The 14,343-nt window shown below is 45.5% G+C and carries 17 protein-coding genes; 4 read left to right on the top strand and 13 right to left on the bottom strand.

All coding sequences use genetic code 11. The features are described 5' to 3' along the window. Positions 1-67: 67 nt before the first annotated feature. The 10 genes from ACWJJS_RS14995 to ACWJJS_RS15040 form a co-directional block, all read right to left on the bottom strand. Positions 68-1,072: a sensor histidine kinase gene (locus ACWJJS_RS14995; RefSeq protein ID WP_071391470.1), complete on the bottom strand. Its 1,005-nt coding sequence runs from the start codon at positions 1,070-1,072 to the stop codon at positions 68-70. Next, entirely contained in the window at positions 1,065-1,760 is a 696-nt protein-coding gene (locus ACWJJS_RS15000) for a response regulator transcription factor (RefSeq protein ID WP_014305616.1), read from the bottom strand. The genes ACWJJS_RS14995 and ACWJJS_RS15000 overlap by 8 nt, the downstream gene beginning before the upstream one ends. A gap of 63 nt (positions 1,761-1,823) precedes the next feature. Further along, the gene (locus tag ACWJJS_RS15005; protein ID WP_003152283.1) at positions 1,824-3,134 is read right to left on the bottom strand and encodes an ABC transporter permease; all 1,311 of its coding nucleotides are present in this window, start codon (positions 3,132-3,134) and stop codon (positions 1,824-1,826) included. Then, a complete protein-coding gene (locus tag ACWJJS_RS15010; RefSeq protein WP_003152281.1) occupies positions 3,124-3,819 on the bottom strand; it encodes an ABC transporter ATP-binding protein in 696 nt (231 codons plus the stop codon). Before ACWJJS_RS15010 ends, ACWJJS_RS15005 begins: the two co-directional genes overlap by 11 nt. 15 nt (positions 3,820-3,834) lie before the next feature. Then, complete coding sequence (locus ACWJJS_RS15015; RefSeq protein WP_454023674.1) at positions 3,835-4,818, bottom strand: ABC transporter permease; 984 nt, start codon at positions 4,816-4,818, stop codon at positions 3,835-3,837. 36 nt (positions 4,819-4,854) lie between these two features. Then, positions 4,855-5,841, bottom strand: a complete 987-nt coding sequence (locus ACWJJS_RS15020; protein WP_454023675.1) for an ABC transporter permease — start codon at positions 5,839-5,841, stop codon at positions 4,855-4,857. A gap of 15 nt (positions 5,842-5,856) precedes the next feature. Further along, positions 5,857-6,843 carry an ABC transporter permease subunit gene (locus ACWJJS_RS15025; protein WP_454023676.1) on the bottom strand — a complete coding sequence of 329 codons (987 nt, stop codon included), beginning with the start codon at positions 6,841-6,843 and terminating at the stop codon, positions 5,857-5,859. Next, positions 6,837-7,715: an ABC transporter ATP-binding protein gene (locus ACWJJS_RS15030; RefSeq protein WP_003152276.1), complete on the bottom strand. Its 879-nt coding sequence runs from the start codon at positions 7,713-7,715 to the stop codon at positions 6,837-6,839. Before ACWJJS_RS15030 ends, ACWJJS_RS15025 begins: the two co-directional genes overlap by 7 nt. Continuing rightward, positions 7,708-8,100, bottom strand: a complete 393-nt coding sequence (gene ytrA / locus ACWJJS_RS15035) for a GntR family transcriptional regulator YtrA (RefSeq protein WP_003152275.1) — start codon at positions 8,098-8,100, stop codon at positions 7,708-7,710. Before ytrA ends, ACWJJS_RS15030 begins: the two co-directional genes overlap by 8 nt. A gap of 347 nt (positions 8,101-8,447) precedes the next feature. Continuing rightward, positions 8,448-8,720 (bottom strand): YtzC family protein, encoded by a 273-nt coding sequence (locus tag ACWJJS_RS15040; protein ID WP_003152272.1) that lies wholly within the window; start codon positions 8,718-8,720, stop codon positions 8,448-8,450. Between the two features lie 237 nt (positions 8,721-8,957). Between ACWJJS_RS15040 and ACWJJS_RS15045 the strand changes: the two genes are divergently transcribed. The 3 genes from ACWJJS_RS15045 (at position 8,958) to ACWJJS_RS15055 (ending at position 10,821) form a co-directional block, all read left to right on the top strand. After that, a complete protein-coding gene (locus ACWJJS_RS15045) occupies positions 8,958-9,926 on the top strand; it encodes a TIGR01212 family radical SAM protein (RefSeq protein ID WP_007408822.1) in 969 nt (322 codons plus the stop codon). Continuing rightward, a complete protein-coding gene (locus ACWJJS_RS15050) occupies positions 9,923-10,504 on the top strand; it encodes a tRNA (mnm(5)s(2)U34)-methyltransferase (RefSeq protein ID WP_007613246.1) in 582 nt (193 codons plus the stop codon). The genes ACWJJS_RS15045 and ACWJJS_RS15050 overlap by 4 nt, the downstream gene beginning before the upstream one ends. Before the next feature lie 122 nt (positions 10,505-10,626). Beyond that, the gene (locus ACWJJS_RS15055; protein WP_003152265.1) at positions 10,627-10,821 is read left to right on the top strand and encodes a hypothetical protein; all 195 of its coding nucleotides are present in this window, start codon (positions 10,627-10,629) and stop codon (positions 10,819-10,821) included. 17 nt (positions 10,822-10,838) lie between these two features. Here the strand turns inward: ACWJJS_RS15055 and ACWJJS_RS15060 are convergent, their stop codons facing one another. From ACWJJS_RS15060 to ACWJJS_RS15070, 3 genes are all read right to left on the bottom strand, one after another. Then, the gene (locus ACWJJS_RS15060; protein WP_070082246.1) at positions 10,839-11,648 is read right to left on the bottom strand and encodes a glycerophosphodiester phosphodiesterase family protein; all 810 of its coding nucleotides are present in this window, start codon (positions 11,646-11,648) and stop codon (positions 10,839-10,841) included. 103 nt (positions 11,649-11,751) lie between these two features. After that, positions 11,752-12,831, bottom strand: coding sequence for a tetraprenyl-beta-curcumene synthase family protein (locus ACWJJS_RS15065; protein ID WP_003152263.1), 1,080 nt, complete (start codon positions 12,829-12,831; stop codon positions 11,752-11,754). 20 nt (positions 12,832-12,851) lie between these two features. Further along, a complete protein-coding gene (locus ACWJJS_RS15070) occupies positions 12,852-13,631 on the bottom strand; it encodes an alpha/beta hydrolase (RefSeq protein WP_454023677.1) in 780 nt (259 codons plus the stop codon). Between the two features lie 46 nt (positions 13,632-13,677). Here ACWJJS_RS15070 and ACWJJS_RS15075 point away from each other — a divergent pair, with 46 nt between their 5' ends. Further along, the gene (locus ACWJJS_RS15075; protein WP_029326247.1) at positions 13,678-14,193 is read left to right on the top strand and encodes a gamma carbonic anhydrase; all 516 of its coding nucleotides are present in this window, start codon (positions 13,678-13,680) and stop codon (positions 14,191-14,193) included. Positions 14,194-14,343: the final 150 nt, after the last annotated feature.

Raw genomic sequence — 14,343 nt, forward strand, 5'->3', positions numbered from 1 at the left:
TTAAAAACAGAAGCCGTTTTTTTCGTTTGATTAAGCGAACAAAAGAGAAAAGCATGTGACACTTTTGTCACACGCTGAACATGCTGACGGCATCGTTCTGTTTCGGAAACACCAAGGTAAAAACCGTGCCGCTTTCCGGCTCAGAGCGCACGCTGATTTGGATGAGAAGAGGAGCCGCGGCTTTTTGAGCCAAATACAGGCCCATCCCCGTTGACGCGTGATCTCGCCTCATTCGCGTCGAGGTAAATCCTTTTTCAAAAATGCGCGGAAGATCTTTGGGCTCGATGCCGATGCCGCAGTCTTCGATATCGACATGCACACGGCCGTTTTGTTCATAGCTTTTTACGGTAATGTCATCCGCTTCACTGTATTTTACCGCATTGCTTAACAGCTGCCTGATGATGAAGGAAAGCCATTTTCCGTCACTGTGAACGTCCGGTGAATCAAGCTGAATGTCAAACCCGATCCCTTTTTGTATGCACCATGATTGCAGATTTTTAATTTCTTTGAAAACAAGCGGTCTGAGCTGAATGCGCTGGAATGATAAATCATTTTCAATAAAGGACAATCGTTTCTGATGAAGCTGCTGGTCCAGGAGATGGTGAATCCGCAGCCATTCATACAGCAAAGGGGCTTTCAGCGGCTGTTCATCAAGGCGCTCGATCATGAGATGCATCGCTGTCAACGGTGTTTTGACCTCGTGAATCCATGACATCAGATCATCCTTTTCATGCTCTGACGCCGCCTGAAGATCAAGTGAGCTTTTTCGTAATTGCTGTGTCTGCCCTTCAATGCTTTCTTCAACGATAGACTCAAACGGACTGTCAGGCGCTTTAAGATAAGACATGTCTAAATTGGCGTCCCACTCTCTTAAGCTTTTATAATAGGCTGTCTCTTTACGATAGCGGAACAAGAGAAATACAAGAAACACAAGAAGCGACAGGTAAACAAAATACAGCACCGAAAAAAACGGAATAGACGGATCAATATATGCCGCAAAAAGGAGCACAGCCTGCTGCAAAAGAAACATCGCGATCCAGCTTTTTCTTTCGAGCAGAAATGATTTAATCATAAAGACCGTCTTCTTCCTTTGCGATGTATCCCTGCCCGACCTTGGTTTCAATCATTTTCCCGATGCCTAATTGATCGAGTTTTTTCCGCAGCCGGTTGACATTCACCGTCAGCGTATTATCACTGACGAAACGCTCATCATTCCATAGGCTTCTGATGAGTTCTTCCCGGCTGACGATTTTATTTTTCTGTTCAGCCAGCAGTTTTAAGATCAGCATTTCGTTTTTGGTCAGCTCGACCGAACCGTTTTTACGGCTGACCGTGTTGGTTTCTGTGTCAATGACCGCCCCGCACCATCTTTTCATCAGCGCCGGTTCTGTGCCGTATTGGTGCACACGGCGGAACACCGCCTGTATTTTCGCGATTAACACATCAAAGTGAAAAGGCTTCTGAATAAAATCATCTGCCCCGAGCTGCATCGACATGACCATATCCGCGGGATGATCGCGCGAGGACAAAAAGAGAATCGGCACGTTTGATTGGGAGCGTATCATTCTGCACCAATGAAAACCGTCAAATTTCGGCAGCTGTACGTCAATGATCACCAAATCAGGCTTGATTTCGGTAAACTCCCGGATGACCCGGCTGAAATCCTTTATTCCATGCACCGCAAATGACCAGCCCGTTAATCTCTCTTTCATCTCGTGAAACAAAGTGTTATCATCTTCTATTAACAAAATGTGAAACATGGTATCCGCCCTTTTCTGATAGATAGAGGAAAAACCGGCTGATGTCCAGCCGGCTTTTTTCCTTTACAGTTCTCTTCTTAATGCGGTCAGAACGTTGGTTTTTGTCGCTTTGCGGGCCGGATTCATACCGGAAATCACCGCGACCCCCGCACAAATGACAACTGCGATCACAACGAGGCTGAGCGGGATGTAGGAGAAGGTATAATGAAGATCTTCAGCTCCGGTATTTCCCCCTACCGCTTTCAAAATAACCGGCACAGCCAGATTGACGGCAAAACTCACTCCGTAAGAAATGATAATCCCGATGACAGAACCTAATATCCCGATATAGGCGCTTTCCATCAGGAACATTCTGCGGATGATGGACGGGCTTGCGCCGATCGCTTTCATAATCCCGATTTCCTGCGTTCGTTCCGTCACCGCCATCGTCATCGTATTGAAAATACCGATGGCTGAAATCACGACGGCGATAAAGCCGACAAAGATCAGACCGATTTTAAAGACGAGGAAAAAGGTGTTGACGCCCTTCAGCTCGGTTGTGACAGATCTGACATAAAAGCCGTCATCCGTGAGGTCATGGGTAAGCTGATCGACATGATCGAATTTGTCCGCATACACATTGATGCTTTTTTCCGCATTTCCATTCTTCAGATCCAAGAATGTCGAGAAGTCTTTTTTGAATTGATCACTCACAAAAATATTTGTATCCTCCATCCAATCTTGGGACGGTTTTTTTGTAATTCCGACTACTTTGAAGTCGTACGTTTTCGTTTTTTCAACGTCTCCGTCTTTGTTTGTTTTGGAGATGCTCAGCTGTATCGTTTTATTAAGCAGGTCTTTCGTATAGCCTTTTGGTTTTTTCACCTCCGACATGTCGCCTTGGTGATCCTTTAACTCTTTGTCGTAAGCGTCAGCCTCTTTTTTCGTCAATAGGTTCTTCGCAAAATCATAGCCGACCACGATTTCATTCTCTGTGCGGGCGACTCTTCCCTGATCAAGCTCCATATTGGCTTTGACTTCATCTTTCATGTTTGTCAGCACAATGGCTGAATCTTCATTTGTTCGGTTTCCCAATGACGCTTTGTTCGGTTCATACACTTGTGTTCTTTCAACGACAGACTTGACATTTTTATACTTTTCCAAGTCTGATTTCTTCACGGCTTTTCCGTTCTCTTGGCCGAGCACATTGATTTCCGTAACAATCTGCTGGCTCATCGTAATGTCTGTAATCGTTTTTTGGATGCCGAATCCGACGGAAGCCAGCACCACTAAAAACGCGCACGCCATTGTCGTCGCCAGCACCGTCATGAAAACACGCAGCCGGTTTTTCTTCATATTTCTTCTGATAAAGTGAATCTGATCCTTAAATCTCAACAGTAACGCCCCCTTTTAATACACCGTCATGCAGCTGGAATTTTGAATGCGCGATCGAAGCGACTTCATCGTCATGCGTAATGATGACAAATGTAATCCCGCGCTCCCGGTTCAGCTGCTGAATTAATGCAAGCACCTCAAGTTCCGTTTCTGAATCGAGGCTTCCCGTCGGCTCATCGGCTAAAATAATTGACGGATTTAAAATGAGGGCTCTTGCGATACTGACACGCTGTTGCTGGCCGCCTGACAGCTCATTCGGATAATGATTCGCATGATTCTCAAGTCCGACCCGTTTCAGCATATCCGCGACTTTCTGCTTGCGTTCAGACGGTTTGACGCCTTTTAAGGCAAGCGGCATTTCAACATTTTCATAGGTTGTCAGACTCGGAATGAGCTGAAAGCTTTGAAAAATAAAGCCGAAATGCCCGAGGCGGAACTGCGCCCACTCTTTTTCATTGAAACCCGTCACATCAGTGCCGTTAATGACGATACGGCCCTTTGTCGGCGCTATGTATCCCGAAATTAAATTCAGAAGCGTTGATTTTCCGGAACCGCTCCGCCCGACGATACAGGCAATTTCCCCTTTTTCAACGGTCAAAGAGACATCCTTCAGTACCGGTACCTCACTCTCTCTGCCTTTCCTGCCGATTTTAAATGAATGATCGATATGCTGTACCTCTATCACGTACACCACTCCCCCTTATATCTGTTTCGTTTTTTTATAGATGAAGTAATAACTAATGAAAAACCCGATAACCGCACCGATGAGCATGCCGAATATGTAACCGGTATACGAACCGTTATAAGCATATCCGCATACCCCCGCACTTCCCAGCATACTGAGCGACATGACGAGCACTTGAATGATGCGTTCAATGTGTTTGCTCAGGATAAAATGTCCGCTTCGTTCATTCGGCATTTTCAAGAAATTCACATAGCCGAATAGATAGAAACAAAATCCCATTAATGCGGAGATGAACAATGCGTGTTTCATGTAATACATCCATGATGTATGGATGTAAGCGGCAGGCATGAAATAGATCAGAAATCCGCTCCAAGGGAAATCAATATCCGGCACAGCCTGCCTGCCAAAAAGGAACTCGGCGTTTAACAGGTAAATCGTCATAACCACGATCGGAAAGACGGAAACCGTGAACGCTGTGATCAGCTGCGCCGCTAAATTGCCCGTTATCGTGCCTGCAGCTGTCACTAATGCGTAGATCATCAAGCTGATGACCAGCATCCCTGCGCTGAACGATTGAAAATGATGGACAGCGTCAGGTTTAAGCGCTAGGAACAATATGTCGGATACTCCGTAAGAAACAAACTGCGAGCCGGCTAACACGGCTGCTCCCAAGAAAAACTTCGTATGAAATATCCGGCTTCTCGAATACGGAAGACTCAGTGTAAACATCCTTTCAGCCCGGCCTGCTCTTATCAGAAAAAGCCCCATAACAACCGGCGGAATGAAATAAAGCCCAATCAAATTCCGATAATTGCTGTAATCGATGCTGAATGTACAAACTGACCCCGGGTACAGCTGAAGTGCACGTAAACAATCCTTATAGTGAAAATACTCATTTATAATTGCCAAAGGGCCTAAGATAGATAAGAACCCCGCTGTAAGCAGCAGCAGCGTCTGCCGCTGCTTACATTCTTTATAAAGCAAACCGCTAATCGGCACCTTGCCTTCCTCCAAACTGCTCATTTTCAAACGGATCTACATATGCTTTGACTTCCTGTAAACCGTAAAATAACTGATGAAAAACCCGATAACCGCGCCGAAGATAATGCCGGCTAAATAGCCGAACATCGTGTCTGTGACCCCATATCCGAAAACGCCGAAACCCATAACGGCAAACGCAATCACCAAAATCTGCACCGGACGGTCCAATTTTCTCCATAGAAAGAATCTGCCGTTCCGTTCATTCGGATGTTTCAGAAAGCTGACGTAACCGATCAGATAAAAGACAAGACTCATCATCATCGGAATGATTAAAACCAAATCCCTTTCTCTGATCCATTCGTTAAACACATATCCAATAGGGGTTACAAATATAAAAAGACGGGATTCGATATAACTGCTGATAAAAGAAAATTGATCTCCGACACTAACACCGAAAACGACCTCCAAATTCGCGGCCGGCAGACCGATGAGTAAAAAAGGCAGAATCGTTACGGTAAACGCCGTTAACAGCTGGGCGAATATATGTCCCGTTATTGCTCCGGATGCCATTAACAAGGCGTAAGCCATAAAACTGATGACAATCATTCCGATTGAAAAATGATCAAAATCGTACGTATGGCTCGGTTTCAGCAAATATATCAGCAATGACGCCGCTCCATAGCCTATCGCCTGAGGAACAACAATGACTGCCCCGCCGAGCCAGAATTTAGTCTGAAAGATTTGGCCTCTGCTGTAAGGCATGCATAACAAAGCATCCATCGTTCCCTTTGTCCGTTCCAAGCCTAATAAGAAGACAGCAATGATGACACTCACAATCCAGCTGAAGGAAAGAAGCGACCCATTCTTATAACTCACGGTAAATTCACAATATTGCGGATCCAGATAATTCAAACGTCCTTGGTATGATAAATAGTAGTAATAAATCATAAAAGGGTTTGCCGCTATTAAAAAAATACCGCTCAACAAAAACAACCACTGATTTTTCTTCCATTCTGTGTACAACAGTCCCCGCGGTATCATTCCGGTCCTCCTTTCTTACACATGCTTCGTTTTTTTATATATGGCAAAATAACTGACCAAAAATCCGAGAACTCCTCCGACCAGCATCCCGGCCACATACCCTGTCATCGTCTGTCCCGTCGAGTACCCCGCCAGGCCAAAACCGAGAACGGCGATGATGATCACCACAATCTGAATGGGCCGGTCAAGCTGCCTCCAGAGAAAAAAATGGCCGTTCCGTTCCACCGGCTGCCTGACATAGCAAAAGTACCCGATGGCATAAAATACAATGCTCATCACTGCCGGAATGATTAATATATACTTGTTGGCAGATACCCAATCTGTATCCATGTACATGATCGGATTCAAATATTGAAAAAGATTGTATACTTCGAGATAAGCATCTTCTGACGGCATCAGCTCATACATGCCGGCTCCGAAAATGACTTCCGCGTTGGACAGCGGCAACGTAATAATCAGGTATGGTGATATCGACACAGCAAACGCCGTTAACAGCTGGGCGAACGTATTCCCCGTTAAGCAGCCTGCGCTCGCGACCAATGTAAAAGCCAAAACACTCACAATAATCTCTCCGACGCTGTAATGGTGGAAGAAATATACGCGCTCAGGCTTTAACAGAAGAATGAGCAGCTCAGCCAGCCCGTAGCCGATCACCTGAGCGCCGGTAATGACCGCCGCTCCGAGCCAAAATTTAGTGCGGAACACCTGAGCGCGGGAATAAGGCAGACTGAAAAGCGCATCAATCGTACCTTTCGTACGTTCCAGTCCGAATAAGCAAACCGCCAAAATCACAGCGGGCGCCCAGTTTAAGTTCAGCATTCCGCTATCCAAAGAATTCACATAAAACTTACAATATGCTCCGTGGGTGTCCAGACAGCCTTGATAAACCAGATAGGTATTTAACACTTCAAATGGATTGACCGCCGCTAAAAAAATGCCGACCATCACAAGAACAGTTCGATTCTGCACCCATTCCCTGTACAGCAATCCCCTGTCTACCATCTCCGGTTCCCTCCAAACTTCGCGATGAAAACTTCTTCTAAGTTCACAGGAAGCTCGTTCCATACTTTCGGCTGCAGCTCTTGCAGAAAGTTCTTTTTCTTCTCATCGTTCTTTTGAATCAGCACCGTATAAAATACACCGGCATGGTCGAGAATCGGTATATTTTGTTCCCTGATCTTCAAGGCGACGTCCTCTTCAAATGCCATTTGGATTTTCATGTACTCTTCCTTCATATCATCCAAGTCCATCACATTCGTCAGCTGGTTTCCTTCCAAAAACCCGATCCGGTTGCACATTCGCTCAATATCTTCTAAACGGTGTGAGGTAATCAGAATGCTCGTTTCCCGTTCAGCTACTTCATCCACCATAAGCTGAAGCACGTCATGACGCGTTACGGCGTCAATTCCGTCCGTCGGTTCATCCAAAAGGATAAGAGCCGGGCGTGAAGCAAAGGCAAGGACGAGCGCAAGCTGTTTTTTCAGGCCTGTGGATAATTCACGGTATTTCTTCGTTTCCGGAATGCCGTACCTGTTCATCAGCTCATTGGCGTAAGTCACATCAAAATTCGGATAGATTCTGCTTACAATCGCAACAAGCTGTTTATATGTATACTTGTCATAAAAAGGATTTTCAACAGGCATATAAATGATGTTCTGTTTGACTTTCGGATGCCGCTTTATTTCCACCTGATTAAATAAAACCGTCCCTTGATCCGGAAGCAGAATCTGCTGAATGAGCCGGAGCAGTGTTGTTTTCCCTGATCCGTTCCGCCCGAGCAGCCCGAAAATTTCCCCTTTTCCGATGGTGAGCGAAATATCTTTGAGCACTTCTTTACCGTCTATCGTTTTTGAGAGATTCCGCAATTCAATCATGATCCTTTCCTCCTTTCACATCAGCGCTGATTTCCTTTATCCATTCCTGCAGCTTCTCCAGCTCAACTCCCGCGTAATGGGCATCGATGATGAGCTGTTTCAATTGCTCTTTTATCATCGTCATCTTCCCTTCAACCAATGTCGTTTTTGCATTCTCCGATATATACGTTCCTCTTCCCCTCAGCGTTTCAATGACACCATCGCGTTCGAGCTCCTTGTACGCTTTGCTGACTGTGTTCGGATTGGCGATAATAATCGTTGCCAATTCCCTGACAGAAGGAAGTTTATCCCCCGGCTTCATGATCCCTTTTAAACAAAGCTCTTTCAATTGCTGTATGATCTGCTCATAAATCGGAGTTGAGCTTCTCGGATCGATTTGAATCATTTACTTCCCTTCTTTCTTTTACGAGCTGCTCTCTTTCTTTAAATGTTCTGCCATTGAAAACCGATGACGACAAGAACGACAAACAGACTGCTGGCCAAAACCGAGGCGGCGATAATAAGAGGCACATCTTGTTTTACGGATCTTTTGTTTTTCATGAAAGTTCCCCTTCCCTATGCTTAACATTTATATGTCGATTTCATTTTTTGAGTGTTTTATGTGTATTACATCAAGTAGTACACGTAATACAATAAACACACTCAGGCCTATTGTCAATTCTTTTTTAAAAGAAATACAAAAAAACCCGCCGGGATTCCGGCAGGTTTGCTGAACCATTTGAAACGGCGCGGTCAGTAATCAAAATTACGCTGCAAAATCATATTGTTTTGCAAAGTCTGCAGCTGCAATCTCATTCTGTAAAGCTGCTCTCTTTGCTGATCATTCGCAGATAATGACAGCTTGTTTAATTCATTCACCGCGTTTTCAAGCATCATTTGCGCTTCACTGTACTCATTATCATTATAATGCTCTTGTTTTGAAGCGGTCATAAATTGCTCATTCGCAAATTCATACGCCTGTTCGCTTCTTTGGAGATGTTCATCTACTGATTGTCTTGTTGCCAACGAAACCCCTCCTCAGTGAATGGGAAATCAAACTTAGTTTGAGCGGACCAAAAATAATAACACCCGAAGGTTGCAGGAAAGAGAACCAAATTTTCCGTGTTTAAGCTAAAAGAATGAGAATCCTGCCTAAAGTCATAATAAACAAAAGAAAGCCGCATCCTGTTTTCAGATTGTGAACCCCCATCATTCATGCTACAATTTTAGGATGCATCTGATGTGAGGGAGGCTTTTTGAACATTGAACGAGAATAACCCTTTTCCTTATTCAAATACGGAAAAACGGTACCATACATTAAATTATCACCTGCGGGAGCATTTCGGGCATAAAGTGTTTAAAGTCGCGCTTGACGGCGGTTTTGACTGCCCGAATCGGGACGGCACGGTTGCACACGGAGGCTGCACATTCTGCAGCGCGGCGGGCTCCGGTGATTTTGCCGGCAATCGGGCCGATGACTTACTCACGCAATTTCACGATATCAAAAACCGTATGCACGAAAAGTGGAAAGATGGCAAATATATCGCATATTTCCAAGCGTTCACGAATACGCATGCCCCGGTAGAGGAGCTGCGTGAAAAATTTGAATCCGTCCTCAAGCTTGACGGCGTTGTCGGCATGTCTATCGCGACCCGTCCGGACTGCCTGCCGGACGATGTCGTGGAATATTTGGCCGAACTGAATGAGCGGACATATTTGTGGGTTGAACTCGGGCTGCAGACCGTGCATGAGCGGACCGCCCTTCTGATCAACCGCGCCCATGATTTTGACTGCTATGTTGAGGGTGTCAATAAACTGAGAAAACACGGCATCCGCGTTTGTTCCCATATCATTAACGGGCTTCCGCTTGAAAACAGGGACATGATGATGGAGACGGCCAAAGCCGTCGCTGATTTGGATGTGCAAGGCATTAAAATTCACCTGCTTCACTTATTAAAAGGCACACCGATGGTGAAGCAATATGAAAAAGGAAAGCTGGAGTTCCTTTCTCAAGAAGAATATGTAAGTCTTGTATGTGATCAGCTCGAAATCATTCCCCCGGAAATGATCGTTCACCGCATTACGGGAGACGGGCCGATCGAATTAATGGTCGGGCCGATGTGGAGCGTCAATAAGTGGGAAGTACTGGGCGCCATTCAAAAAGAGCTGGAAACACGGGGAAGCTATCAAGGAAAGCTCTTCAGAAAGATCGGGGAGGAGACCGCCCTATGACCTTGATGCACATCCTCCCTTTCAGTAAAGAATTGCTGAAGTCCGCCGCACAGGAAGGTGATATCACGGTTGACGCGACGATGGGCAACGGACATGATACATATTTCCTGGCCGGCCTTGTCGGTGAGACAGGACATGTCCATGCCTTTGATATTCAAGCGGACGCACTCGCTAAAACGAAGGAGCGGCTCGGTGCCGACTTCGGCCCGCGCGTCACGCTTCACCATAAGAGCCATGATCAAATAAAGGCATCGCTGCCTGAAGATGCGCACGGTCGTGTGGCTTGCGCCGTCTTTAATCTCGGCTATCTGCCAGGCGGCGATAAAAGCATTACGACAAACGGTCACTCAACCATTTCCGCGATCGAACAGCTCCTTGAACTGCTGAAGGAGAACGGGCTGATCGTTCTCGTTGTGTACCATGGGCATCCTGAAGGCAAGACGGAAAAAAGTGCATTACTGGAATACTGCAGCAATCTTGATCAGGAAAAAGCCCGCGTGCTGAGCTACGGCTTTCTCAACCAGCGGAACGACCCGCCGTTTATTATAGCGATTGAAAAGAAATCTGCCGGCAAATAAAGAATCGGCCTGTCATAAGCGGGCCGATTCTTTTTGTGTTTACTTTTTAAGAAAAATCAATTACTATGAAATAATGGAAAAAAGTTCATCTTTTAAGTGTAACATCTGGGAGGAGCGGCAGTTTGAATATTCTTCGCATCATATTTTCAAGTGTTCCCTATGTGATGTTTGTCATCATTTTATCAAGACATTTAGGATTTGAGTTCGCGAAAACCTATTACTGGTGGTTTGCTGCATTTTTTGTCATCGGGCTGATCGGCAAATTCGCAATGCACCTTGCGGCAAAAAAGAAACCGTTAAAAAAAGAGACAGCGTAAAATGCGCATGTCTCTTTTTATTTACTGTTTTGCAGCACGCTGCGTGTATAAGCGGGATTGTTCGTAAAGACACCATCTGCTTTTTGTTTCAGCATAATAGGCGTCAGCGTATGCTCGTCTTCCTTATCAAAAAACACGTGCACTTTCATCTTATTGTGATGAATGCGCTTCACGACTGCTTCATTTGCCAATTTGGCGTTGAGCCCGACTGTATCAGCATACGTTCTGATGGTTTGCAGCTGCTTATCATTTATCTCCTCAGCCTCGTGATCTTTTAATAATCGAACAAGAGGAACTTTTTTATTCATAGATCGAACTTTCTTTAAGCTCTTCCCGCTAAAAGACTCAATGACTGCTTTATGGCTGGAAATCAGCTTATGTTTTTGTAATATGTCAATCAGTTTCTTTTCCATCACCAGGCTGCCGTTGCTTTCTCTTGTCTCAATATAGTAATTGGCAGTTTGTCCGAATTTCTGGATGATTTCTTCTAATGTTAAAATCTTTTCTCCTTTTCCCGCATTCAGTTTCTTAATCTGAGCCAAAGACAGATCATCTGTCATCCCTTTACCATCTGTTGTCCGATCTACCGTTTTATCGTGAATCGCAATCAGACGGCCGTCCTTTGTCTCCCGTAAGTCTATCTCAATATAATCTGCTTTGTCTTTAATCGCACGTGCATAAGACAAAGCGGTATGTTCCGGCTCAATCGCAGAAGAGCCCCTGTGCGCTATCAAGACAGGATGATAGCCGGCGGAAGCATGGATGACGGAGCAGCCTCCGGAAATGGAAAGTAATGCTATGACCGCTAAATACTTTAATTTTTTCATAAAATTAAAGTATCATATTCTGCAGGCGCAAACAATGTTTCATTCTTCACGTCATAAATAAAAAAACTGCGCCGTCAATGTACACGAGAGGCGCAGTTCCCCATTACGAACTTTTCGTCCAAGCCATCTTCTGAAATTTGCGGTAGGCTCTTCCGTTGATATAAAAGAAAAATGACGTTTTTCCGCTTGCCCTGATCAGCTTTCGCGCGAGGCGGCCCATTTCTTTTTGGCCGGCGACTTTGTCATCGGATAAATAGACGCCGAGCAGCCCCCTGTTGATCAGCCGGTGAAAATTTTCATGCGGAATGCCTTGCAAATGTTCATCCGCTTTTTCAATAAAATGCTGCAGTCTCTGCATCATTTCTTCATGAGACTGATAATACGTACAGAAATTCAGATCGCCTTCAAGCAGATCTTCTTCCTGGTCAATTAAATAATCGAGCAGTATGTGCAGCCCTTGTATGTACGGAAAATAACTGCTGCGGATTTTCTCAGCGGTATGTTCGTTAAAATCAGGCTGGAATGAGTAAGCAACGAGACAGAAAATGCCTAACGTCGATCCGGCGCAGGCCGAGAACTCAAACCACTCCATTTCCGGAAGCTGTGACCGGTACTGCTCAAACCAGGCTTTAAGCCTCGGAACGCGTTCATGCTCAACGACATGCTTATGAACCTGAAGATCGCAATAATAATCACACAGCTCAAGCAAATAAGGTTTAATGATACCATAATGTTCTATTGACCCGAGCACCCGCTGGCATGTTCTGACCAGCTCATGAAGATAACCGCCGTCATCCCGCTCCTCTCTGTACTGATAGTACGGCCGCACCTCGGCACCGACCGTCAGCGCGTCACGCATGGAAAGATGAAGCATGCGGAAGTCCTCCGGATCAAGCGAGGTGCTGCGGTCGCACAGATTGTCCAGATAATCACTGATTGTCTGATACGCGATGATAAATTGCACGCATTTCTGTTTCTGCTCTCCCGAAAGCAAGGCTAAAATGCCGCCGCCTTCACAATGAAACGACTTATCGCGGATACTTGCGGCCGCCTGCTGCCGCAGTTCGGTATTTTTAATGGAATCTGATTTTTCCCGCCACATGTTCAATTCCTGATGAACGAGCGGAAAAATTTCCCGATACACTTTTGCCATAAGGTTAAAAGGATGTTCCGGTACTGTCAACATATGCACCCCCAGCGAATTCAAATATACTGATCTGTAAAGGCTTTTGCCGCCTTAAACACAGTTTCTCTTTCCGGTTCATTAAAAATTTCATGATAAAGCCCTTCCCATTCCCGGTACGATTTATTATGGGAAGCCACACCGGAAAACCATTTGCGGACCTTCATTTTATCGACGATTTTGTCATCACCGCCCTGCATAAGCAAAAGCGGCACCTTTAAAAACGCATCAGTCGGCACCATAGCGGCATCAATGGTTTTTAAAAGCTCTCTGTACCATCTTACGGATACCTTCGTGACATATAAAGAATCGTTTTGATCCGCTTCAATCATATCCGCATTCCTCGTTGCCATATCAGGTGATAAGCCGGAATCCACTCTGAGGGACGGAGCGAGGACGTTCAGTCCTTTAGACGCAAAATCAAGGACTTTATTGACTTTTATTTGCAGACCCAGACAAGGTGATGATAAAATGAGTGCCGTAATGCGGGGATTTCTCTGCTGCTTAAACCATTCTATCGCAATCAGTCCGCCCATGCTGTGGCCTAAAAGGAAAACGGGCGCTTCAAGCGTTCTCGCTTTATCAATCCATATATCTACTTCATCAATGTATTCTTGGAAAGAGCGAATATGCCCTCTGGCGCGGGTCGACGTTCCCTGACCGGGCAAATCGCCCATCACCACGTTATATCCGGAAGATCTCCACATTTCAACGATCCATTTATAACGCCCGTGGTATTCGCTTGCCCCGTGGATAATGACAATGGTACCGACGGGCCTGTCTGCTTTCCAAGTCCACATGCAGTTCACCTCTTACATAAATTTAGAGAAAGAAGGATGAGACATGATAATCTACCCTTATAAACAATTTACGCCTGACATACATCCTGAAGCGTTCATTGCGGATAACGCCGTCATAACGGGCGACGTCGTGATCGGAGAACAATCGAGCATCTGGTTCTCGGCAGTCATCCGGGGAGATGTTGCGCCGACAAGGATCGGAAAAAGAGTCAGCATACAAGACTTGAGCTGTCTGCATCAAAGCCCGAACCGCCCGCTTCTTATTGAAGATGACGTCACGATCGGCCATCAGGTTACACTGCACAGCGCAATCATCAGAAAGAATGCTTTAATCGGTATGGGCTCCGTCATTCTTGACGGGGCGGAAATCGGAGAAGGCGCGTTTATCGGCGCCGGAAGTCTCGTTCCCCCGGGCAAAACCATTCCTCCCGGCTGTCTTGCTTTCGGCCGGCCCGCAAAGGTTATCCGCCGGCTGACAGAAGAAGACATACGGGACATGGAAAGAATCAGAACGGAATATGTTGAAAAAGGCCGATACTATAAAACACTGCAAGAGAAATAAAAAAGATCAGCTTTGTTTTACTACTGTACCATTTTTCAAAATATTATTTAAGTAAAAACCATTTGCATTCTCCCGATTGTCAGGAAACAGAAGCAAAATGTTCAGGAATTTGTTTTATTCTCCCCCCGCCGGCCCGATCCTATGAAAAAA

Source organism: Bacillus sp. JK106 (assembly GCF_053663355.1).

What these genes read in the sequence shown, in the direction of transcription:
- ACWJJS_RS14995 (WP_071391470.1), bottom strand. Translation starts at nt 1,072, where the DNA reads ATGATTAAATCATTTCTGCTCGAAAGAAAAAGCTGGATCGCGATGTTT.
- ACWJJS_RS15000 (WP_014305616.1), bottom strand. Translation starts at nt 1,760, where the DNA reads ATGTTTCACATTTTGTTAATAGAAGATGATAACACTTTGTTTCACGAG.
- ACWJJS_RS15020 (WP_454023675.1), bottom strand. Translation starts at nt 5,841, where the DNA reads ATGATACCGCGGGGACTGTTGTACACAGAATGGAAGAAAAATCAGTGG.
- ACWJJS_RS15025 (WP_454023676.1), bottom strand. Translation starts at nt 6,843, where the DNA reads ATGGTAGACAGGGGATTGCTGTACAGGGAATGGGTGCAGAATCGAACT.
- ACWJJS_RS15030 (WP_003152276.1), bottom strand. Translation starts at nt 7,715, where the DNA reads ATGATTGAATTGCGGAATCTCTCAAAAACGATAGACGGTAAAGAAGTG.
- ytrA (WP_003152275.1), bottom strand. Translation starts at nt 8,100, where the DNA reads ATGATTCAAATCGATCCGAGAAGCTCAACTCCGATTTATGAGCAGATC.
- ACWJJS_RS15050 (WP_007613246.1), top strand. Translation starts at nt 9,923, where the DNA reads ATGACCTTGATGCACATCCTCCCTTTCAGTAAAGAATTGCTGAAGTCC.
- ACWJJS_RS15060 (WP_070082246.1), bottom strand. Translation starts at nt 11,648, where the DNA reads ATGAAAAAATTAAAGTATTTAGCGGTCATAGCATTACTTTCCATTTCC.
- ACWJJS_RS15070 (WP_454023677.1), bottom strand. Translation starts at nt 13,631, where the DNA reads ATGTGGACTTGGAAAGCAGACAGGCCCGTCGGTACCATTGTCATTATC.